This is a genomic window from Pseudomonas sp. Fl5BN2 (assembly GCF_009908205.1).
GTDB lineage: Bacteria > Pseudomonadota > Gammaproteobacteria > Pseudomonadales > Pseudomonadaceae > Aquipseudomonas.
This window is the reverse complement of sequence record NZ_JAAARL010000010.1, coordinates 65,639-86,377: the sequence shown is the minus strand read 5'-3', so window position 1 is coordinate 86,377 and position 20,739 is coordinate 65,639. Positions and strand designations below refer to the sequence as shown.

Sequence of the window (20,739 nt, the reverse complement as noted above, 5' to 3'; positions counted from 1 at the left end):
ATAGACCCCTGGATCAGGACTGCGTTTCGTCTGTGTGCCGCATCATTACCTTGAACGTGCCTGAGGAAAAGTCGTGGATGCCCGATTGAATGCATTTCTTGAACGTGCCGATGCGGTCCTGGCCCGGATCGAACCGCTGTTGCCCGCCCTTCGCCAAGCCATCGACTGGAACCACTGTCTGGCGGCCCGCTGGCAGCGCGAGGGGCGCAGCGGCTTCCTGCTGCCCCTGGAAGTCAGCCTGGACATGCGCTTGAGCGACCTGATCGGGGTTGACAAGCAGCGCGAGCAATTGGCACGTAACACCCAGCAGTTCCTCGACGGCCTGCCCGCCAACCATGCCTTGCTCTGGGGATCGCGTGGCACCGGTAAATCCTCCCTGGTGCGGGCCTTGCTGGCCGAACATGCCAAGGGTGGCCTGCGCCTGATCGAGATCGAGCGTGATCACCTGGCGGACCTGCCGCGGGTGGTGGAGCAACTGGTCAAGCTGCCCCAGCGTTTCGTACTGTTTTGCGACGATCTGTCCTTCGAGTCCGGCGAGGGCGATTACCGGGTGCTCAAGAGCGTACTTGACGGTTCCCTGGAACAGGCTCCGGAGAATGTCCTGCTGTACGCCACATCGAACCGCCGGCACCTGGTGCCGGAAAAGGAAAGCGACAACGAGAACTGGAAACGCGTCGATGGCGAGTTGCATCCCAGCGAGGCCGTGGAAGACAAGATCGCGCTGTCGGACCGCTTTGGCCTGTGGCTGTCGTTCTATCCGTTCACCCAGGAACACTTTCTCGATGTGGTGGAGCATTGGATCGGCGAGCTGGCGAGCAAGGCCGGCTTGAGTTGGCAGCGTGACGACGCCCTGGACATCCTGGCAGTGCGCTGGGCCACGGGTCGGGGTAACCGTAATGGCCGTTGTGCCTACCAATTTGCCCGCTACTGGGTGGGCTTGCAGTTGTTGGAGCAAAAAGCATGATTGATTTGCAAAGCACCGGCCAAGGCCTGGATGGCTACGGGCTGTTGTGTGCCCAGCTGGAGTCGCTGTTGGCCGATGAGCGCGATTTCATCGCCAACGCGGCGCAGTTCTCGGCGTTCCTGTTCAGCCAGCTGGACGACCTGAACTGGGCGGGGTTCTACCTCAATCGCAACCAGGAGCTGGTGCTCGGCCCGTTCCAGGGGCAGATCGCCTGCGTACGAATTCCCTTCGGCCGTGGCGTCTGCGGCACCGCAGCGGCGACTCTGCAGACTCAGCGAGTGGAAGATGTGCACGCCTTTGCCGGGCACATTGCCTGTGACAGCGCCTCCAACAGCGAGTTGGTGGTGCCGCTGGTCAAGGATGGCCGGCTGATCGGCGTACTCGACCTGGACAGCCCCAAACTCGCGCGCTTTGGCGTTGAGGACCAGGCTGGTATCGAGCGTCTGGCGGCAATCTTCCTGCGCTTGAGCGACTGCTGACCTTTCAGGCACGCAACCCGGCCTTGTCCAGCAAGGTCGCTTGATCCACCGGGTCGATCTGCTGCGGGGTCAGGAAGCGTTCGGCGTACTGCTGGTAGATCCGTTGCTGGATAAACAGCTCGAACAGCTCCGGATCGATATGTGCATCACGGCACATCATGGCCATGATGTTCAGCGCTTCGCTCAAGGTCTTGCCCTTCTTGTAGGGGCGGTCAGCAGCGGTCAGGGCCTCGAAGATGTCGGCAATGGCCATCATCCGCGCCGGCAAGCTCATCTGTTCGCGCTTGAGCTGTTTCGGGTAGCCGCTGCCGTCCATTTTCTCGTGATGGCCGCCGGCGATCTCCGCTACGTTCTGCAAGTGGCTGGGGAACGGCAGGTGTTCGAGCATGATGATGGTCTGCACGATGTGGTGGTTGATCACATAGCGCTCTTCGGCGGTGAGCGTGCCTCGGGGAATGCTCAGGTTGTACAGCTCGCCTCGGTTGTACTTGTGCACGGGTACCTGGAGCTTGAAGCCCCAGGGGTTGTCCGTGGCAAAGATTTCCGCAGTCTTGCGCTCCAGCAGATGTTCGGGTTTGTCGGCCAGGAGCTGCTCCATGACTGGCAGGCTGGGTGCCGGCAGGCGTTCCTGACGCTGGTTTTCCTCCCAGGACACCCCCAGGCGATCGTCCAGGGTCCGGCTCCAGGTGCGCAGGGCGATCTTCTGCAGCCGCTGTTGATCGGCCTCGGCCATGAATTCCACTCCCAGGTTACAGCGGGCGACAAAGGCAAAATCCTCATCCAGGGCCTGCAGGCAGGTCTCGCGTTCGGCTGCCAGGAGGGTTTCCTCGGCGCCTTGGGACAGGGCCCGCCAGTAGTCGATCCAGGTATCGCGCTTGAGCACTTCGAAGCGGGTGCGGATCTCGTGGATCCGGTCGTTGAGAGTTTCCAGCTTGGTGGCCTTGTCCACCACGTATTCAGGCGTCGTGACTTTGCCGCAATCATGCAGCCAGGCGGCGATGTGCAAGGCTTCCCACTCGTCTTCGCTGGGTTGGTAGGCGGCAAACCTCGGGTCCTGGCTGGCCGCGGCGGCCTCGGCCAGCATCAGGGTCAGGGCCGGTACCCGCTGGCAGTGGCCGCCGGTGTAGGGACTCTTGGCGTCGATGGCTCCAGCCAGTAACTGAATGAACGAGTCCAGCAACTGCTTTTGCTTGTTCTGCAGGCGCTGGCTTTCGATGCACAGCGCGGCCGTGGCGGACACCGCCTGGATAAAGGCGATGCGGTCTGCGCTGAGTTTGTCCAGATCCGCTTCGGCGCCACTGTCCACCAGAAATAGCAGGAGCATTCCGACAGTCTCGTTATGCCGGTTGCGTAGGCGGATTCCCAGCAGATGCGCACTGGGGCTGTCGAGCGCCAATAGCACAGGTTGCAGATTCCCCGCCTGTTCGAAGCCCAGGGTAGTGACCACGTTGTCGCTGCTGGCCAGTTGTTGCAGCCAGTCAGGGGTTTCTGGGTCGCTCAGGTCCTGGGTAGAGATGTTGAACAGCGGCAGGTCCTGGGGTTGGCCGTCAATGATCAGGCCGTGGGGTTCCAGGCGCGAGCCCTTGCTTTCACAGAGGTAGATCAGGCCGGCCTGGGCCTGGGCGATTTTCACCGTCTCGAACAGCACCCGTTGCAGCAGTGGATCAAAACGGGTTTCGGCAGACAGGCTGGCGTTGATTTCAAAAAAACTGGCCAGGGTGTCTTTCATCAGGGCCATGGAAACGCTCAGTTGATCCACCTCCAGCACTGGCGAACGACGTGACACCGGGTAGTCGAAGTCGAAACTGCGGATGGCGTCGGCCTCTCGCACCAGGGTGCGCAGCGGCCGCACCAGAATGCGCGAGATCAACCAGCCCAGGGGCAGGCACAGCAGCAAGGTGCTGAGGGTGATCAGTGCGCCTTGCCAGCGCAGGCGATAGGCATCGGCCAGCAGTTCGTCCTCGGGCACCAGCAATGCCAGTTGCAGCCCGCCGGGGCCACCCTCGGCGATATGGCTGCTGGCGACTATCCAGTTGCGTCCCAGCACCTGCAAGTGGCCGTCGGCGGTCTGGCCGTGCAACAGGGCACTCAATGCCGGGTTCAGATCGTCGCCCCGGATCAGGCGTGCAGTGCGTTGTTCCAGCAATAGCTTGTGGCTGTCGGGATAGGCCACGACGTTGCCCAGGTCATCCAGCAGAGCGACTTCGGTGGCAGGGGTGACCCGGTGTTTGGCCAGGGTCGAGGACAGCTGTTCCAGGGTCAGGTCGGCGGCTATCACTGCCATCTTGCCGCTGCGCCGGGCCAGGGTGGTGCCGACATTGAGGGTGGAATAAAACACGTAGGGGCGGGTAGTGATCTGGTCGGCGCCCCCCCGAGCGTTGGAGAACCAGTCGCGGGTTCGCGGATCGTAGCGCTCGTCGGGATGCTCCAGGCGATCGATCAGTGACAACTCGGCGTCATAGAACAGCGATTGTGAGTGGAGCTTGCCCGTGCTGGCATCGCGCTCGATGCTCCAGACTTCGTAGGCGCTGTTCTCCGGGGCCTGGCGCTTGTCCCTGAGCGCGGCGTTACGCAATGGCCGCACCATGAAGAAGTCACCATTGGCATACCCCAGGTACAACGAGGCCAGGTCCGGGTTGTCCATCAGTGCCTGGCTGAAGGGCCTGAGCAGGGCCAGGCGTTGTACCAGATCCGGCGCCTGGGCCGCTGGAGCAACCGCCAGCAGGCTGAGCAGGTGGCGCATGGGCTCGTAGGTGGACCTCAGGTCGCTGCGCACATCCTGTTCAATACGCTGGAAAAGTTTTTCGCTGCTGCCAAGGATGATGCGCGTGGTCTGCTGGTAGTGGTAGATGCCCAGCACCACACCAGTCAGGAGCAGCAGCAGGGTAAACATCGCACTGATATGGATATGCAGCGGAAAGCGACGTTGTACGGGCGCTGGCGTGCTTGGCATTCCAATTCTCTCCAAAGACACATGGGCATGGCTCAGGCCCCAAGCATAGTTTAAGGCAGGCAGTTCCTACCTTGGCCTTGCCGGGATCGAGGCATTGAGGACCTCGTTGGCACGGGTTGCGTGGATGTGACTGACGGCGGGGGCAATACTGGCCTTTTGATATTTTCCTGACAAGAGGGTAAGTCGTCCCGGATCCGTGAGACTGAGCAATACCGGGTTGAGTGGCCAAGGAGGGCTATTCAGGATGATTGAGGTGGCGATGCAGGGATTGGACAAACCGTACCAGCGCTAGATCCAGGGTCTGCACGGCGGCGCTGATCAGCTCGATTCCGACGTCGTCCAGGCTTGCCTGTTCCAGGGTTTCGCAGGCGGCATGCAAGGCGTCGGCGCCCACCATCAACGCTGATCCCTTGATCTTGTGGGCCAGTGTCACCAGGGCCATGGGATCGCTGGTGGGGATCAGTCCCAGCAAGTGGCGATCTTCGGTGCAGCACCGGACCAGCTCATTGAGCATGCGTTGGGCGAACAGCGGCTCGCCACGGGTCAAGGTAACCAGGGTCGCGATGCTGAAGCTGTCTGCCCTGGGCAGCGGCTTGAGCGTAGACAGTTTGTGGCTCAGCAGATTCAGGCCCAGGGGTTTGCACAGGCAATCGTGCATGCCGGCGTTCAGGCCCCGCTGGAGAGCCTGAGGTGCGTGGTCGGCGCTGTAACCGAACAGAGTGACGGCAGGCCGTAGTTCGAACTGTTCGCTCTGGCGGATGGCCTTGGCCAGTTGATAGCCATCCATTACGGGCATATTGCAGTCGACGATCAGCAGGTCGAAATCACCTTCGCGCCATAACTCGTAGGCCTGCAGCCCGTCCTCGGCGCAGGTGACCCGGTGCCCGAGATACTCCAACTGCTCCCGCAACAGCATCAGGCTGGCGGAGTGATCGTCTGCCAGTAGTACATCCAGAGGCAGGTGAGTCACTTGCGGCATGGGTTCTTCTTCCGCCGAGACGAGAGCCATCTGGCCGGCCAGGGTCAGCCTGACCCGCGCTTCGCTGCCAGGGCCGGCGCGGCCATGCAGGCTCAGGCTGCCGCCCATTTTCTGGCACAGCTGGTGGCTGATGGGCAGTCCCAGCCCGGCACTGTCCCTGGGCGACTGGCTGCCTGGGTCAGCCTGGGCAAAGGGTTGTAACAGGCGTTGGCGCTCTTGCTCGGGGATGCCGATACCGCTGTCCAGCACCTGCAATTGCAGGTCGAAGTAATCCGCACGCGCCGCCGGCTGCAGCTGCAGCCTGATCTCAATCGCACCCTGGTGGGTGAACTTGATCGAGTTGCTCAGCAGATTGCCCAGCACTTGCTTGAAACGCAGGGCGTCGATCAGCACCCGGGGTTCAGGGATCGGTGCATTGAACTCAAGGTTCAGGTTGAGATGCTTCTTTTGGGCCAGGGCCTGGAACACCCCGACCACCGCATCGACGCTGTCCCGCAAGCTGACCCATGCCGGGGTCAGTTGCAGGTGTCCGGAGTCGATTCGGCTGATGTCCAATAGGTCCCCAAGCAATTCCCGCAGGTCGTTGGCGGCGTTCAGGGCCAATTGCAGTGAGGCGTGATTTTGGCTATTGGCCGCAGTGCGTTGCAGCACCAGTTCCAGCAGGCCGATGAAGGCATTCAGCGGTGTACGAATTTCGTGGCCGAGGTGACCGAGGAACTGGCCTTTGAGTTGATTGGCCTGTTCGGCCTGCTGTTTGCCGGCATCAAGGGTCGCGACCGTCTGCCCAAGTGCCTGTAGCGCCTTTCGACGTTGGTGCAGCTGTCGGTACAGCCAGGCGATCTGCACAGCGCCGAGCAACAGGGCAATGACGCACAAAGGGTGTAGCAGGGCGTTGGTCATCGTCGGTGCTTCCGGCAGGGCAACGGTATGGCGTGCGTGCGCTTCATATCAACTCATTGCGCTTGGCCATATCCACCAGTTTACTCATCGAGGTGGTTGCCATTTTTTGCATGATGCGTTTCTTGTAAGTGCTGACGGTTTTATTGCTGAGAAACATGCCGCTGGCAATTTTATTATTGGTCTGGCCCATGGCAAAAAGTTGCAGGACCATCAATTCGCGATCATTTAACGAATTGAATTGTGCCAACTCTAAAGTTAAGCCATGACCCGTTCGATCGACTTGCAGCGCCTGGCTGGGAAAGTAGTTGTAGCCACTGCAGATCGCCTTGATGGCGCTGAGCAGTTCACTCAGGTCCTTTTGTTTGCAGACATAGCCGCTGGCTCCGGCGCGCATGCAGCGATTGGCGAACAAGGCCGCGGACTGGGCTGTAAGAACCAGGGTGTGCGGGGGTCTTGGCATGTTACTGAAGCGTTCCAGAAGCTCCAGTCCGTCGAGCTTGGGGATACAGATGTCGAGGATGATCAGGTCCGGTTCGCATTCTCTGACCATTTGCAGCGCATCGACTCCGTTATCGGTTTCACCGACGATTTTATATTCTTCATGTTCCAGCAGAATACGAATGGCCAGGCGTATGACGGGATGATCATCGACGATAAGTACTGAGCCCATACTGGTTTCCTGCCAATAAATAGAAGGCCCAGACAGTAGCTCAGCCGATGGGGAAGATATAATTGCCAAAGTGCTGAAAGTCCCAATCTAAGACAGGTCTTACAACGAATAAGGGGAGGGATTACAGTCAGTTGGCAGTTAAGGGAAGTAGAAGAGGGCGGGGCGGCTATCCGGCCGCGGTCAGGAGTCGTCAGAACAGTTGGCGCAGGCCACTCAAGGCCGCCCTCCGAACAGGAGGGCGGCCCAGGCCTCATGGTGTTTGCTGGTCGATGCCGGCTTGCAGCAGTTGACTGTCACTATGGCCGCCGACACGCAGCGGGCCCAGGTTGAACAACTGGTCCTTTTGAGTGGCGTCGTCCTGTTTGCGGGTCAGTTCGGTACCGCTGGCCAGCGCTACGTTGACCGGGGATTTCGACAGGTTGACCCCGGCGTCGACGCGATAGTCCGAACCGGCCAGGGCCGTGCTGCTGACCTTGGAACCGCCCAGTTCGACATGGCCCTCGCTGGCACCGATGCGTGCACCGGTGAGCTGGGTTGCGCCGTTCACCCGCAGGTTGACTCCTTGTTGACCACTGATGCCCGAGGCTTGCTCCACGCTGTTCTTGCCCGCGTGGCTGAAGCTCAGGTTCAAGGTCGGGGTGTATGAGGTCTTGCCGCTCTTGTCGCCGAACAGCACGCCTTCGGCAGTGTTGGCCACCTGGCTGCCGGTGCTGTTCTTCTCGCTGACCGAGTAGCTGTCGCTGGTTTTTGGCCAGAAGCGCTCCTTCAGGCTGGAGAAACGATTACCCACGGCGTCGGCTTTATCGGCCAGGTAGTTCTTGGCCTTGTCCACGCCATTGCCGAAGGCGCCACGGGGCTCCGGATTGACATCGTAGCTGCCGCTGCGGCTGAGTTTCTCACCCAGACGCTCCTTGGCGTCGCTGGCCTTGGCAACCACTGTGTCCTTGGCCGAGCTGAGTTTGTCCACGCCCTTGTCGACGGCGTTTTCCAGCTTCTCGCGGTGCTTGTCGAAGCCTTTCTCGGCCTTGGCCTGCAAGCTGTCCTTGAGCGGGCCGGTAGGTTTGCTCAGCTTGCTCACCAGGCCCGGCTGGTTTTTTGCCACGTCCAGTTTGGCGTCGATATTGACCTGGGTGCTGCGCGACTGGTCCTGACGGCTTTCGACATTGAGGTCGCCGCCGATCACCCCGTCGACTCGCTGAGCGTCGATGCGGGCACCGGCCAGATGCACGTCACCGGCACTGTTGAAGGTCACCTGATCGGCTTTGATCAGACTGTTGTGCTGGGTGGTGCTCTGACGCTGGTCGACGTCGATCTTGACCCGGGCATTGATCCCGCGGTCGATCTTCGGCGAGTCGTGTTCACCGGCATCGGCCAGGGTGGTCTTGCCCAGGTTTGCCCCTGCGCCCAAGTTCAGGCCCCAGTTGTTGTGGGCCAGGGTGGACTGCGCCGACTCCTGATAGATGCCGCCCTGGGCTGCATCCAGGACCACCTTGGCGGCGTCGATCCGCGTGCCCTGCAAGTGAATCGCACTGTCGCCGCTGGCGGCGCTGCCCAGGAGGACCGTGCCCTGGCTATAGAGTTGGCCGCCGTGCTGGCTCTGGTCATTTTCAGAGACCCGGCCAATGTTGAAGTTGGCGCTGAAGTTGGCGCTCTTGCCACTGCTTTGTTCGCTGCTGGTTTTGCCGCCACCTGCCGTGAGGCCACCGCCCAGGTTGCTGCCCTGGCTGCTGTGGGTGTCGACTGCGGCCTGCAAGTCGAGCTTGCCACCGGCGTTCAGACTGATATCGCCGGTGGGGCGCGCGGCGTTGCCGATCTGTGTGCCCTGCAGCGTCATGCCGGCGCCGCTGTGCAACTGAATCGGTCCCTGGCCCTGGATACTGGCAACTCGCGCTTGGCTGTCCTGCTGGTCCAGGGTCTTGTGATCCAGTTGCAGCCCGGCGCCGAGGTTGAAGTTGGTACCGCTGCTGCCTGGCATCGTGCCCAGGCTCAGCGAGGCATCGCCACGCAAGCTGGAGTTGCTGCTGCTTTGGCGGTCATTGGCCTGGTTCAGCGCCAGCTCACCACCGGTCTTTATGTTCACCCCGGCTTGGCCGCCATTGAACTGGCTGCCTTCGAAGCGCCCGTCGCCCGCGAGCTTGATGTCCACGCCTTGGCTGCCAGCGTAGCTGCCCACCTGGGCTTTTTCGCTGCTGCTGGTGACGGTGCTGCTGCCGCCAGCACCGCTGCCGCGGATATTCAGGTCCTCACCGGTATTGGTGTAGACCCGTACGCCGGCCTTGGCGTCCACGGCCTGTTCGCTGCTGCTGTGGGTATTGCTGGCGGCACTGGCCAGCAGGCTGTCGGCGCTGATCTTCACGGCGCCGTCGGTGGCGCTGTACTGGGTGCCTTGATCACGCAGTTGTCCGTCGACCTTGACGTCGACCTGGCCGCCGCTCAACTGGCTGACCACGGCATTGCTGGTGCTTTCGCTGCGCTGGCGGTTCTGGTGGCTGACATCCACATCGATCCCGATGTTGGGTTGTTCCAGGGCATCAAGCACTCCGGGCTGGTGGAACTTGCGCTGTGCCACGCCCTGGATGGCTTTCTCGATCGGCCGGGTGACACCCTTGTATTCGACATTGGCGCCGACATCCACCGCCCAGTTGTTCTCCTGGTGCTGGCTGCTTTCGCTGTTGTGCGCGGCCTTGTTATCGATCTCGGCGGCGTTGACTTGCAGCGCGCCACCGGCCTTGACCTGGGCACCTTCAGTGCTCAGACGGTTGCCGGCATTGATGGTCAGGTTGCCACTGGCGGCGACGCTGCTGGTCTGGGCGGTGGTCTTGCTGCTGCTGTCCTGGCTGCTGTTGTGAGCCACTTCCACGCCATTGCCGGCCCGGTCCAGGCCGCCGGTGTAGTAGAAGCCGCCGCCGGTGGTGGTGCTGTCGCTGCGTTTCTCTTGGGTGTTGTCCGAAGCCAGCAACTGCACATTCTTCCCGCTCAGGCTGACATCGCCAGCCGTTGCCGCCAGGTTGCTGCCCTCGACACGCAGATCGGCGCCGGCGCTGACCGCCAGGGTGCCGCCGCTGAGGCTGGAGGCCTGCTGTCGGGTGCTGTCAGTGCTCTCGTTGCGCTGTTCATCCTGGTAGCGCACGCCGGCCCGGTACTGAGTGGTGCCCGGGGCATTTTCCTTGGCGTAAGCGTCGAAGCCGCGGGTTTGGGTGCTGGTGTTGCTGTGTTGGGTATCTTCGGCTGCCGCGACTTTGACGGTGCCGTCGGCGCTGGCGTCGAGGTGGCCCTTGGCAGTGACCTGGGAGCCGCTGATGGTCAGGTCCTCGGCACTGTGCAACTTGAGGTTGCTGTCCGAGCGCAGTTGGCTGCTGACGGTGCTGCTGCCCTTGTTCTGCTGGCGGCTCTCGTCCTTGGCGATGCCGAAGAACTTGCTGTCTTTGCTGTGGTTGTTGCTGTGGGAGGTGTCTTGCACGCCATCGATGGTCAGTGAGCCCTTGTCGCTGACGACGCTGGCCTCGGTACCGCCGCGGACCTGGCTGCCGCTGACGCGGACGCTGTCGGCGCGGACGATCAGCTTGCCGTCGGCATTGACCTTGCTGCCTTGGTTTTCGATCTTGCCCTGGTCGCCGTCGGCGTTCTTGCCGAAGAAACCACCACCCACCAGGTCGCCGGAGTAACGCTGGTTGCTCTGGCTCTGTTGACGGCTGGCGCTGTTGATGTCGACGTCCTTCGCGGCCAGCTCAATGTCGCCTTTGCTGTGCAGATCGGCACCTTGCAGTTGCAGCGTTTGCTCACTGCTCAGTTTCAGCTGACTGCCGGCCTTGAGTTGGCTGGTGACGCTGCGTTGCTCACTGCTGGCGGTGTCCCAGTTCTCCTTCCACAGGTGCTTGCGATGCTGGCCCTGGTCGCGCTGGGTGTGGGTTTCGGTGGCTGCCGTCAGCCGCAGATCGCCGCCGCTGTTGGCTTTCAGGCGATTACCGGCTTCGACGCTGCTGCCCTGGATTTCTGTATGGGCACCGGAATTCAGCTCAGCATCGTGTTGTGCCACCACCTTGTTTCCGTGCTGGCGGGTGTCGCTGTCGGTCTCGGTGCGGTCGTAGGTTTCCCAGGTAATGCCGATAGTGCTTTTGTCCCACTGTTGGCGTTTTTCCTGGAGCTTGCGGCTTTCGATGCTGCTCAGGGTCAGGTTGCGCCCAGCATCGAGCTTGACGTTGCGGCCGCTGACATCGGTAGCTGCCAGGGTCAGATCCTTGGCTCCGTGCAGCTCGATATCGCCCTGGCTGCGAACGCCGGCGCGGATGGCGTCGAGGCTGTTGTCCACAGCCTGGCCGCGGATGTCGAGGTCGCCGGCGGAACTCAGCTTGACCCCGTCACGACCGTCCACCTGGACCGCGCCGACGCGCACTCCGGCGCCTTCGGCGGTGCTGACGATGTTGATCCGTCCGGCTTGCATTGCGCCGAACAGACTGGCGTCGATGCGTTGCTCCTGGGTGCGACTGCTCGGATCGACATTCAGGACCTTGCCGCTGGGGTAGTCCAGCTGGTTACGGCCGACGGTCACATTCAACTGGTCGCGGGCCTTGAGCTCGCCCTTGCTGTCGATACGTGGCGCGATCAGGTTGATTGAACCTTCGGCATTACGCAGTCCACCGGCGTGGATATTCAACTGGCCCTGGGCGCCCTGGGTGTTGAGTCCTTGCAACTTGCCGTCCTGGAGTTCCGGGCGACCGACCACCAGGCTGGCGTTCGGGGTGTTGATGAAGCTGCCGCCGTTGACCGAGATACCGTTGGGGTTGGCCAGCACGAAGTCGGCGGCACGGCCGAAGATTTCCTGGGCACCGTTGAGTTGCGAGGCGTTTTGGCTGATCACCTCGTTGAGAATCACGCTGGCCGCCTGGCCCTGGAACTGCGCGTTGGCCGCCAGTTGCCCGGCCAGTTGCGACTGCCCGGCCTGCAAGGCATTGTTCAGTACCACACCCTGCTGCCCGACGTTGTAGTCGATGAATTGGTTATGGGACAGGCCGCCGGCATTGGGCGCGACGATATTGACGATGGGCACGCCGCCCTGGTTTTGCAGGATCGGGGTGCCGCCGGGGCCTTCCACCACGGTGATCCCGCCGGCAAGCGCCAGGGGCAGATGGGACGCCAGCAGCAGGCCGGCGATGGTCCAGCGCAATGTACCCTGGGGTGAAAGGTGAAACCTATGAGTGTTGTCAGGCATGAGAACCTCGTTCTAAGTGGGTGAGCCGAGCGTTGCTTTATCGGGTGCAACGGCGCGTGGTGCTCAGGTTCGTCGGTTGATTCAGGCTAAGCAGCGGTGGGTCAAATCTGCAGGCTGATCCTGGCCAGCCAGACTTCCGGTTCCGGGCGAAAGTGTTCCGGGGTGTTCAGGCTGCGTTGGTAGTCGAGGTCGAGCTGGAGGTTTTTCCAGGCCAGGTTGATTCCGGCGCTGGCGCCGCTCAGGTGTTGGCTTTGGGCTCCGTGCTTGGCCTTGATCCAGCCGTTGTCCAGGCCCAGGCGTGGGGTGATCTTCACTGGCAAATCGTTGCTCAGCGGCAGGCGCAGGGTGTTGCGCCAGACCCCGCCGATGGCGCCGGAGGCACTGTTTACGCGGTAGCCGCGAACCGCCGAATCGTCGGTGCCCAACAGCTGTTCGATAGCCGGCAACGGGTCCGGGCTGTACTGCAGGGACAACTGGCTCTGCCACTGCCAGCGCTGTGCGCCCCACTGGCCATTGCGCCACTGGCTGAGACCCGCGCGGTACTTGCGAAATTGCGCCTGGGGCAGGTTGCGCTGCACCTGCTGCGAATCACGGTCGGCACCGAACCAGGTCAGGCCCTGGGCGTAATTGACATCCAGGTTCCATACCGCGCTGTTGAGCCAGAACAGGTTGAGCCCGGCCTCGGCCACGGTCAGGGTAGGGCTCTGGATCTGCAGGTGGGCTTTTTGCAGGTAGCTGTCGACGTCCTTGTAGGCCAGTTGCAGGTTGGCGCTGAGCTGGTGGCTCTGATCGCGCCACAGCACCCGGTCGGCGCGGCCGCTGACCATGTCGGTACGGCCGCTGTTGTACAGGGTGGTGCGAGCCAGCTTGAGCGGCGCGCGGTATTCGACGTGGCTGGCGAACAGGCTGTAGGTCCAGTAACCGTAGGGCACCGAATAGAACAGGCTGCTGCTGCGGCTGTAGCGCGGGCCGTGGTTGAGGGTGTCGCTGTAGTTCAGGTTCAGCGCGTCGTTGATTTGCAGTGGGCTGTCGAAGTTGAGGTTGACCGATTGCCGATCACGGCCGGTGCCGGCGCTGCCGAGGTTATCCACGCCGAGCCCAAGCCCCCAACGGGCAGCGCTGCTGCGCGAACGCAGAATGATCCGCGAGGCTCCAGGTTCGCTGCCGGGAGCGATGTCGGCGGTCAGGTCCAGGGAGCGCAGGCGGTTCAACTGGTCCAGGCCCTGTTCCAGGTCCCGCAGGTTCAGGGGCTCGCCGAGCATGCCCGGGAACGCTCCGCGCAAGGAGACTGGCAGGCTCTGGTCAGCCAGCTCGATGGCTTCGACGTAGCCTTCCTCTATCAGGATATCCAGGCTGTGTCCGGCCACCGGGGTGCTGGCCAGGTACGGGCGGCTGGCGATGTAGCCGGCTTCGACATAGAAACGGGTGATGGCCGCCAGCAGTTGGTTGATCTGATTGACCCCCATGCAGGGTGCCACGTATGGCTTGATGTAGTCGTTGAGCCGGGTTTTGCTGAACAGGCTGACGCCGCCAATGCGGGTGCCGCTGAAGGGCCAGCAACGCGTATCGCTAGTGGTTTGTTCCGGCAGGCTCGGGGTGGCAGGGGTGCTGCTGAAACTGCCACGCTGCATCTGCCGCTGGCGCTGTTCCAGTTGCAGTTGTTGCAGGTCTCGTTGCTGTTGCTGCTGCAGGCGCAGAGCTTCCTGTCCTGGTTGCAGGTCGTCGCCCAAGGCTGACGGCAAGTAGGTCAGGCCAAGCAGCAGTCCCAGGCACCAGCCGCTGGTGTGGGTGAGAAGGGAGCGGTCAGTGCGTAATGAATAGGGCACTTGGCATCCTTACTGTAAAAAAGACCAAGTGACGAACAACCAGGAGGCCGGTCATGGGGCTCAAGTAGTACGTCGCTTTTAGTTCTGCTCTGTGAACATGAGGTGCCGTCGATATGTATATCGATGGGTCAGTGTTCAAGTGCGCGAGAGTGACAGTTCCTGAGTAAGTGCCGGGTAAGTCAGTGCAAATTCAGGTATGACAAAAGGGTTGAGTGGGTTGAGTTGGAAACGTTACAGCGCAGAGCAAAATTAATTTCCGGAGGGGGCGGCTAGCGGGGAAATATCCTGTTGAAATCGAGACTATCTGAAACTAAAAACTCAATTTGTACGTAAATTGTAAATGCATAGAAGGCTAACAAAGTTTGAGCGGTGTCCTTGATTGGCAAGGGGTGTAGCGAGGAGTGTGGATTTTTGAAAGGTAGGATGTTTGGTTGAATGATCAATGAGGTGTTTAATTCTGTGATTGCATGCAGTTATTTCGAACCAGAGTTATTTTGAGTTTTGCTAGTTGGTTTCATTAACTGAGTGGTTGCTCTATTTCTTGATTATCTAGTTTGATCATTGTTGATAAGGGTTTTCCTTAGATACGTAATGCCGAACTATTTCTATGTTTTTCTCAGTGTTTTCCCAGTGAAGGCCCACTCGTCATTAGTTTGAAGGCGGGTGCGTCGACTGCTGGGGGTAGGGGAATCCCTTAGTGCTGGATTGGATGTCGCAGGACATATCAAGCGCCTGGCGCAGTGGTCAGGCGCTTGAGTTCCAAGGGTTACTGCGGGCTTGAGCGCCCGGTCATTTCCCGGGCCATTTCGCTGGCGTAGCTGTCGGTCATGCCGGCGATGAAGTCGATCATCCGCAGGAACGAGGTGTGCAGCGGCCAGTGTGGATCTGGTGCGTTGTTGCCCAGCAGATCGAGAATCCGTCGGTTCTTGAACGACGGGGTTTTGCCGCCATGCTGTTCCAGCGCTGCGCCGCAGAAGGAGTTCAGCAGGATCTCCAGGGTGGTGTAGGCGCCGATCTCGTGCAGGGTCTTGCGTTTGTCCTGGAAGATTTTCTTGCGCGCAATGTCCTTGGCGTTGAGCACGCAACGCTTGGCCGGGCCGTGCATATGCTCCACCAGGTCGCCATGCAGGGTGCCGGCCAGCAGGGCGTCCTGCTGTTCGACGAAGGCCCGGGCGGCGGCGTTGGTCAGGTGTTCGATGGCCTTGCCCCGGAGGATCGCCAAGCGTCGCCGACGAGAATCCCCCGGGCCCAGCTGGCGATAGGTTTCCGGCAGGTCGTCGCCCACCAGTCCCAGCAGCAGCGCCTCGACTTCGGCGTACTCCAGCAGCTCCATTTCCAGGCCGTCTTCAAGGTCGATCAGGGCGTAGCAGATGTCGTCCGCAGCCTCCATCAGGTACACCAGCGGGTGCCGCGCCCAGCGCTGTTCCTCCAGTTGTGGCAGGCCCAGCTTGTGGGCGATCTGTTCCAGCAGTGGCAGTTCGCTCTGGTAGCAGCCGAACTTGTGCTTCTTGTAGCCCAGGGAGTCGGCATGGCGCGCGGTCCAGGGGTATTTCAGGTAGGTACCCAGGGTGGCGTAGGTCAGCCGGGTACCTCCGTCGAACTGATGATATTCAAGCTGGGTCAAGACCCGGAAACCCTGGGCATTGCCTTCGAAATTGAGGAAGTCCTGGCGTTCTGCCTCGCTCATTGCATCCAGCCAGCCACGCCCGGCGGCCTGCTGGAACCAGTGGCGGATGGCGTCCTCACCGGAGTGACCGAAAGGCGGGTTGCCAATGTCGTGGGCCAGGCAGGCAGATTGCACCACCATCCCCAGATCGCTGGGCTCGCACCAGTCGGGCAGGGCGCCGCGCAGGGTCTCGCCGACGCGCATGCCCAGTGAGCGACCGACGCAGCTGACTTCCAGGGAGTGGGTCAGGCGGGTGTGGATATGGTCGTTGCTGGACACCGGGTGCACCTGGGTCTTGCGCCCCAGGCGGCGGAAGGCGCCGGAAAATATGATGCGGTCATGGTCTTTGTGGAAAGGGCTACGGCCAAGTTCTTCCGGGCTGTGCACTGGCTTTCCGAGGCGTTCGCGGTTGAGCAGGGTCTGCCAATCCAAGGCGGGGTCTCTCCGAAAAAAAACTGAGGCGCCCAGCTTCCGGGTTCCCGGGCGTGGCCGCAAGAGGGGCGTTGCCCGCGCTGGTGCATCCACTTGGCCGGCGCCTTCGCTGGCAAGCCAGCTCCTACACGGAAATGGCCTGGCCTGCGCCTCACCTGCAGGAGCCGGCTTGCCGGCGAAAAGACCCGATGGTCGTGCATCCATCTGGCGAACGCCTTCGCTGGCAAGCCAGCTCCTACACGGAAATGGCCTGGCCTGCGCCTCACCGGTAGGAGCCGGCTTGCCGGCGAAAAGACCCGATGGTCATGCATCCATCTGGCGAACACCTTCGCTGGCAAGCCAGCTCCTACACGGAAATGGCCTGGCCCGCGCCTCACCGGTAGGAGCCGGCTTGCCGGCGAAAGGGCCCGATGGTGTGCATCCATCTGGCGAACGCCTTCGCTGGCAAGCCAGCTCCTACACGGAGATGGCCTGCGCCTCACCGGTAGGAGCCGGCTTGCCGGCGAAAAGACCCGATGGTCGTGCATCCATCTGGCGAACACCTTCGCTGGCAAGCCAGCTCCTACATGGAAATGGCCTGGCCTGCGCCTCACCGGTAGGAGCCGGCTTGCCGGCGAAAGGGCCCGATGGTCGTGCATCCTTCACGTCGCGGCGTTCGCCGGCAGATGGGGTGGGGTTACAGGCCGGCAGCGTCGATATCGATCAGCAGCAGGCGCTGGCCGTTGTCGAAAAACTGGCCAGCCGTCAGGCAGTACTGGTTGCTGGTGGCGTCGCGGTAGGTGTTGGATAGGGTCAGGCGGCGCTCTTCCCAGCCTTCGGCCAGCAGGTGATAGAAGTACGGGCGCCAGGACCAGTTGTGGCCCACATAGCTACTGTCGGCCTGCCAGTGGTTGTGGCGCCATTCCAGGTTGGGCGTCAGTTGGGTGCCATGGCGGTCGCACTGGTAGAAGCGCAGCAGCCAGGGAAAGGCCTCCACTGCGGGCAGTTGGCTGATGGGAGCGCGGGCTTGCGCCCAGGCCTGCAGCAGGTTCATCAGCTCTGCCAGTTGCTGGCGCATGCGCATCAGGCGGTTGCGTTCGGCCAGCTTGTGGCGCACATAACGCTCCCGCAAGCGGGCGAAGGGCTGGACAAAGGCATCGCTGGCAAACAGCTGTTCCTCGGCCCGGGCAAACAGGAAGCCCTGCACGTAGCGGGAGCCGCACTCCAGGGCAAAATCCAGTTCGGCCTCGGTCTCCACGCCCTCGGCGATGATCCAGCAGCCGGTTTTTTCCGCCATCTGCGCCAGGGCCTTGACCACATCGCTGCTGGGCCCGCCGCGGGCGGCGGCCTGGAACAGGCGCATGTCGAGCTTGAGGATGTCCGGTTGCAGCGCCAGTACCCGGTCCAGTTGCGAGTAGCCGGCACCGAAGTCGTCGATGGCGATTCGTGCCCCGGCCTGGCGGTAGCGCGCCACCACCTCCGTCAGGCGCTGGCTGTTGCCCCCCAGCTCGGTGATCTCGAAGACGATGCGTCGAGGATCGACATCGTTTTGCTGCAACTGCCTGAGGCTGGGCAAAGGCTGCCCGGGCCGCAACCGACTGATCCAGCGTGGGGAAATGTTCAGGCTCAGGAACCAGTCCGCCGGGGCTTCGTGGAGGCGGCGCAAAGCATCGTCACGGACCAGGCGATCAAGACGGCGCAAGGCGCTGGAAGGGGTACGGGGATCGGCGAACAGTGGCCCCACCGACGCCAGTTGCCCATTGCCCTGGCGCAGGCGGCCCAGGGCTTCGACCCCAGCGATGCGCCCGGTGGCGGTATCGATGAATGGCTGGAAGCAGGCGAGCGGTTGCCCGTCGATCACAGGGCCTCCTTATCAGAGTCTTGTTGGTAGGGAGCTGTGGCTGTCGGTTGGACAGACAGGAGTCCAGGCTGCGTGGACACTGCGGCGTTCGGCAATACGGCGTTTTCACACACCCTTGGTCGGCCCCTTGGTAAAGGGGCCGATCCGGGTTGCTTAGCAAGAATGCAGCCAGATCAGCCGATGCCGGTTGCAGGCCGGTTGCGGCCGCTCGCTCAGGGTTTGCGCGAGGCGCCTTGCAGCGCCAGCTTGATCAGTGGCAGCAGGCTGGTGCCCAGGCGAACCAGGCGCGTGAGGCTGCTGACGCCACCGCTCTTGGCGCCCTTACCGGTGAGGAACCCCAACAGGGTCACCACCGCCACGCCCCAGAGTGGGGCGTGCTTGATGCCAAACCCTTCCTGCCAGCTTTGCCCCAGGCCGCGGACCCGTTGCAGGGGCTGCAGCAATTGCTGGGATTCGTGGCGGATTTCCTGGCGGTGCATTTCCATGCGCAGGCGGATCAGTACCTTGCGCATTTCCCGGCGTGAAGTGTTCTGCGGAATCTCGGGCAGCTTCATGGCAGCAGGCGCTCCCGATCATTGGCCAACTCTTCGAGAGTGGCGTGGAAGGGTGAGGACTCATCGAAGATCGCGGCCTTGAGGCGCAGGCCGCAGAAAATCGCGGCCAGGGTGTAGAACAGGCACAGGCCAATGATCCCGGCCAGGCGATAGCTGTCCCACAGCAGGATCAGCACCAGTGTCGACAGCCCCACCAGCAACAGCAGGGCAAACACCAGGGCCAGCCCGGCAAACAACAGCAGGCTCACGGTGCGCGCCTTTTGCTCCTGCAACTCGATGCCGAACAGTTCGACGTGGCTGTGCAACAGCCCCAGGACCGCAGCCCCAAGGCGCCGTGAGGAAGCGCTCGGGCCGTTGCCGGACGCAGCGGATTCGCCGATAGCCATATCAGCGCCGCGTCGCCAGCAGGCCGATCAGGAAGCCGACCCCGGCAGCGATCCCGACCGATTGCCAGGGGTTGGTCTGCACATAGTCTTCAGCTGCGGTGACCGCCGCCTGGCCGCGCTGGCGCAGGGATTCCTCGGTCAGTTGCAGGGTTTCCCGGGCCTTGAGCAGGCTGTCGTGGATCTGTTCGCGCAGCTCGTCGGCTTGGTCGCCGGCCAGGGTCGCGGTGTGTTCCAGCAGACGCTCCGTGTCACTGACCAGTGCCTGAAAATCCGCCATCAGTACTTCTTGAGCCGTCTTTGCCGTTTTGCTGGCCATGCTTGTTTCTCCGTTGGTTGCTTGTGTGAGCTATGAGTGTGAGGCCCCAGTGAAGGTTCACTGTAATTGCCTGGTACAGCTTTTGCTTTGTCCTGGTGCGCCGGGCTTGACGCCTGCGCCGAAAACGAGCGAGGGAGGCGGTGCGAACCGCGTAAACCCTGGCCAAATAAATCACCACCTCAGGTTATTCACTTCAGTGCTGTTTCGCGCCCAAGGCCTGGCGCGCCAAAACGGTTCACCGATTGCGCTCGATGGGGCGCCTCGGAGCCAACTTGGTGCAGGGCTTGCGGTGCATCACGCATTGAAACAGATGGCCAATGCCGGATCTGCCAACCTCATGGAAAATCTGCAAAGCGCTGTGGACACCCTGGTCCACGGCTCCAACACCTTGTTCATCCTGATCGGTGCGGTCATGGTCCTGGCCATGCACGCCGGTTTTGCCTTCCTCGAAGTGGGCACGGTCCGGCAGAAGAATCAGGTCAACGCGCTGTCGAAAATCCTCAGCGACTTCGCGGTCTCGACCCTGGCCTATTTCTTTATAGGCTATTGGATCTCGTACGGCGTGAGCTTCCTGCAGCCGGCGGCGGTGATCAGTGCCGATCATGGCTACGGCTTGGTGAAGCTCTTCTTTCTGCTGACCTTCGCCGCGGCCATCCCGGCGATTATCTCCGGTGGTATCGCCGAACGCGCGCGTTTTGTTCCGCAGTTGTGCGCCACGGTGCTGATCGTGGCCTTCATCTACCCGTTCTTCGAGGGCCTGGTATGGAACGGCAACTTCGGTGTGCAGGCCTGGTTGCAGCAGCGCTTTGGCGCCGGCTTCCATGATTTCGCCGGGTCCGTGGTGGTGCATGCCATGGGCGGCTGGCTGGCGCTGGCGGCAGTGCTGTTGCTGGGGCCGCGCAACGGTCGTTATCGCGACGGCAAGCTGGTGGCCTTTGCGCCGTCGAGCATTCCGTTCCTGGCCCTGGGTTCGTGGATCCTGATTGTCGGCTGGTTCGGTTTCAACGTAATGAGCGCCCAGACCCTGCAAGGCGTGAGTGGGTTGGTGGCGGTGAACTCCTTGATGGCCATGGTCGGGGGCACGGTGGCGGCGCTGATCGTCGGTCGCAATGACCCGGGTTTCTTGCATAACGGGCCGCTGGCCGGGTTGGTGGCGGTGTGCGCTGGCTCGGACCTGATGCATCCGGTGGGCGCCCTGCTGACCGGGGCGATTGCCGGGGCCTTGTTCGTCTGGTGCTTCATCGCTGCGCAGAGCCAATGGAAGATCGATGACGTACTGGGGGTCTGGCCACTGCATGGCCTGTGTGGCGTGTGGGGGGGCATTGCCTGCGGGATTTTCGGCCAGAGCGCCCTGGGTGGGTTGGGCGGTATCAGCCTGATCAGTCAACTGCTTGGCACCGGGCTTGGGGTAGCGGTGGCGCTGTTGGGGGGCTTTGCCGTGTATGGCGCGATCAAGGCCACTTGCGGGCTGCGCCTGACTCAGGAACAGGAGTATTACGGCGCCGATCTGTCGCTGCACAAGATCGGCGCGGTGAGCCAGGACTGACACCACTCCGACCGGTTTC

Annotated in this window: 13 protein-coding genes; 3 read left to right on the top strand and 10 right to left on the bottom strand. The window is 62.0% G+C overall.

Annotation, left to right across the window (positions count from 1 at the left end):
• The first annotated feature begins 73 nt into the window (after window positions 1-73).
• On the top strand, window positions 74-964 hold the full coding sequence (locus GV819_RS15665) for an ATP-binding protein (RefSeq protein WP_161756967.1): 891 nt from the start codon (window positions 74-76) through the stop codon (window positions 962-964).
• On the top strand, window positions 961-1,443 hold the full coding sequence (locus tag GV819_RS15660; protein ID WP_161756966.1) for a GAF domain-containing protein: 483 nt from the start codon (window positions 961-963) through the stop codon (window positions 1,441-1,443). Before GV819_RS15665 ends, GV819_RS15660 begins: the two co-directional genes overlap by 4 nt.
• A 4-nt stretch (window positions 1,444-1,447) precedes the next feature.
• Here the strand turns inward: GV819_RS15660 and GV819_RS15655 are convergent, their stop codons facing one another.
• From GV819_RS15655 to GV819_RS15610, 10 genes are all read right to left on the bottom strand, one after another.
• Window positions 1,448-4,396 carry an HD domain-containing phosphohydrolase gene (locus GV819_RS15655; protein WP_161756965.1) on the bottom strand — a complete coding sequence of 983 codons (2,949 nt, stop codon included), beginning with the start codon at window positions 4,394-4,396 and terminating at the stop codon, window positions 1,448-1,450.
• A gap of 235 nt (window positions 4,397-4,631) precedes the next feature.
• A complete protein-coding gene (locus GV819_RS15650; protein WP_161756964.1) occupies window positions 4,632-6,275 on the bottom strand; it encodes a response regulator in 1,644 nt (547 codons plus the stop codon).
• Window positions 6,276-6,318: 43 nt separating this feature from the next.
• Window positions 6,319-6,945 carry a response regulator transcription factor gene (locus GV819_RS15645; RefSeq protein ID WP_161756963.1) on the bottom strand — a complete coding sequence of 209 codons (627 nt, stop codon included), beginning with the start codon at window positions 6,943-6,945 and terminating at the stop codon, window positions 6,319-6,321.
• 250 nt (window positions 6,946-7,195) lie between these two features.
• Complete coding sequence (locus GV819_RS15640; RefSeq protein ID WP_161756962.1) at window positions 7,196-12,154, bottom strand: hemagglutinin repeat-containing protein; 4,959 nt, start codon at window positions 12,152-12,154, stop codon at window positions 7,196-7,198.
• Window positions 12,155-12,255: 101 nt separating this feature from the next.
• Window positions 12,256-13,980 carry a ShlB/FhaC/HecB family hemolysin secretion/activation protein gene (locus tag GV819_RS15635; RefSeq protein WP_161756961.1) on the bottom strand — a complete coding sequence of 575 codons (1,725 nt, stop codon included), beginning with the start codon at window positions 13,978-13,980 and terminating at the stop codon, window positions 12,256-12,258.
• 766 nt (window positions 13,981-14,746) lie between these two features.
• Complete coding sequence (locus tag GV819_RS15630; protein WP_161756960.1) at window positions 14,747-16,078, bottom strand: deoxyguanosinetriphosphate triphosphohydrolase; 1,332 nt, start codon at window positions 16,076-16,078, stop codon at window positions 14,747-14,749.
• A gap of 676 nt (window positions 16,079-16,754) precedes the next feature.
• A complete protein-coding gene (locus GV819_RS15625; protein WP_161756959.1) occupies window positions 16,755-17,918 on the bottom strand; it encodes an EAL domain-containing protein in 1,164 nt (387 codons plus the stop codon).
• A gap of 212 nt (window positions 17,919-18,130) precedes the next feature.
• The gene (locus GV819_RS15620; RefSeq protein ID WP_161756958.1) at window positions 18,131-18,472 is read right to left on the bottom strand and encodes a hypothetical protein; all 342 of its coding nucleotides are present in this window, start codon (window positions 18,470-18,472) and stop codon (window positions 18,131-18,133) included.
• On the bottom strand, window positions 18,469-18,858 hold the full coding sequence (locus GV819_RS15615; RefSeq protein WP_161756957.1) for a phage holin family protein: 390 nt from the start codon (window positions 18,856-18,858) through the stop codon (window positions 18,469-18,471). The genes GV819_RS15620 and GV819_RS15615 overlap by 4 nt, the downstream gene beginning before the upstream one ends.
• 1 nt (window position 18,859) lies before the next feature.
• Window positions 18,860-19,174 carry a DUF883 family protein gene (locus tag GV819_RS15610; RefSeq protein ID WP_161756956.1) on the bottom strand — a complete coding sequence of 105 codons (315 nt, stop codon included), beginning with the start codon at window positions 19,172-19,174 and terminating at the stop codon, window positions 18,860-18,862.
• A 337-nt stretch (window positions 19,175-19,511) separates the two neighbouring features.
• Between GV819_RS15610 and GV819_RS15605 the strand changes: the two genes are divergently transcribed.
• On the top strand, window positions 19,512-20,720 hold the full coding sequence (locus tag GV819_RS15605) for an ammonium transporter (RefSeq protein ID WP_161756955.1): 1,209 nt from the start codon (window positions 19,512-19,514) through the stop codon (window positions 20,718-20,720).
• Window positions 20,721-20,739: the final 19 nt, after the last annotated feature.

Coding starts and splice junctions, on each gene's coding strand:
- GV819_RS15605 (WP_161756955.1), top strand. CDS start 19,512: ATGGAAAATCTGCAAAGCGCTGTGGACACCCTGGTCCACGGCTCCAAC.
- GV819_RS15610 (WP_161756956.1), bottom strand. CDS start 19,174: ATGGCCAGCAAAACGGCAAAGACGGCTCAAGAAGTACTGATGGCGGAT.
- GV819_RS15620 (WP_161756958.1), bottom strand. CDS start 18,472: ATGAAGCTGCCCGAGATTCCGCAGAACACTTCACGCCGGGAAATGCGC.
- GV819_RS15615 (WP_161756957.1), bottom strand. CDS start 18,858: ATGGCTATCGGCGAATCCGCTGCGTCCGGCAACGGCCCGAGCGCTTCC.
- GV819_RS15650 (WP_161756964.1), bottom strand. CDS start 6,275: ATGACCAACGCCCTGCTACACCCTTTGTGCGTCATTGCCCTGTTGCTC.
- GV819_RS15660 (WP_161756966.1), top strand. CDS start 961: ATGATTGATTTGCAAAGCACCGGCCAAGGCCTGGATGGCTACGGGCTG.
- GV819_RS15645 (WP_161756963.1), bottom strand. CDS start 6,945: ATGGGCTCAGTACTTATCGTCGATGATCATCCCGTCATACGCCTGGCC.
- GV819_RS15655 (WP_161756965.1), bottom strand. CDS start 4,396: ATGCCAAGCACGCCAGCGCCCGTACAACGTCGCTTTCCGCTGCATATC.
- GV819_RS15640 (WP_161756962.1), bottom strand. CDS start 12,154: ATGCCTGACAACACTCATAGGTTTCACCTTTCACCCCAGGGTACATTG.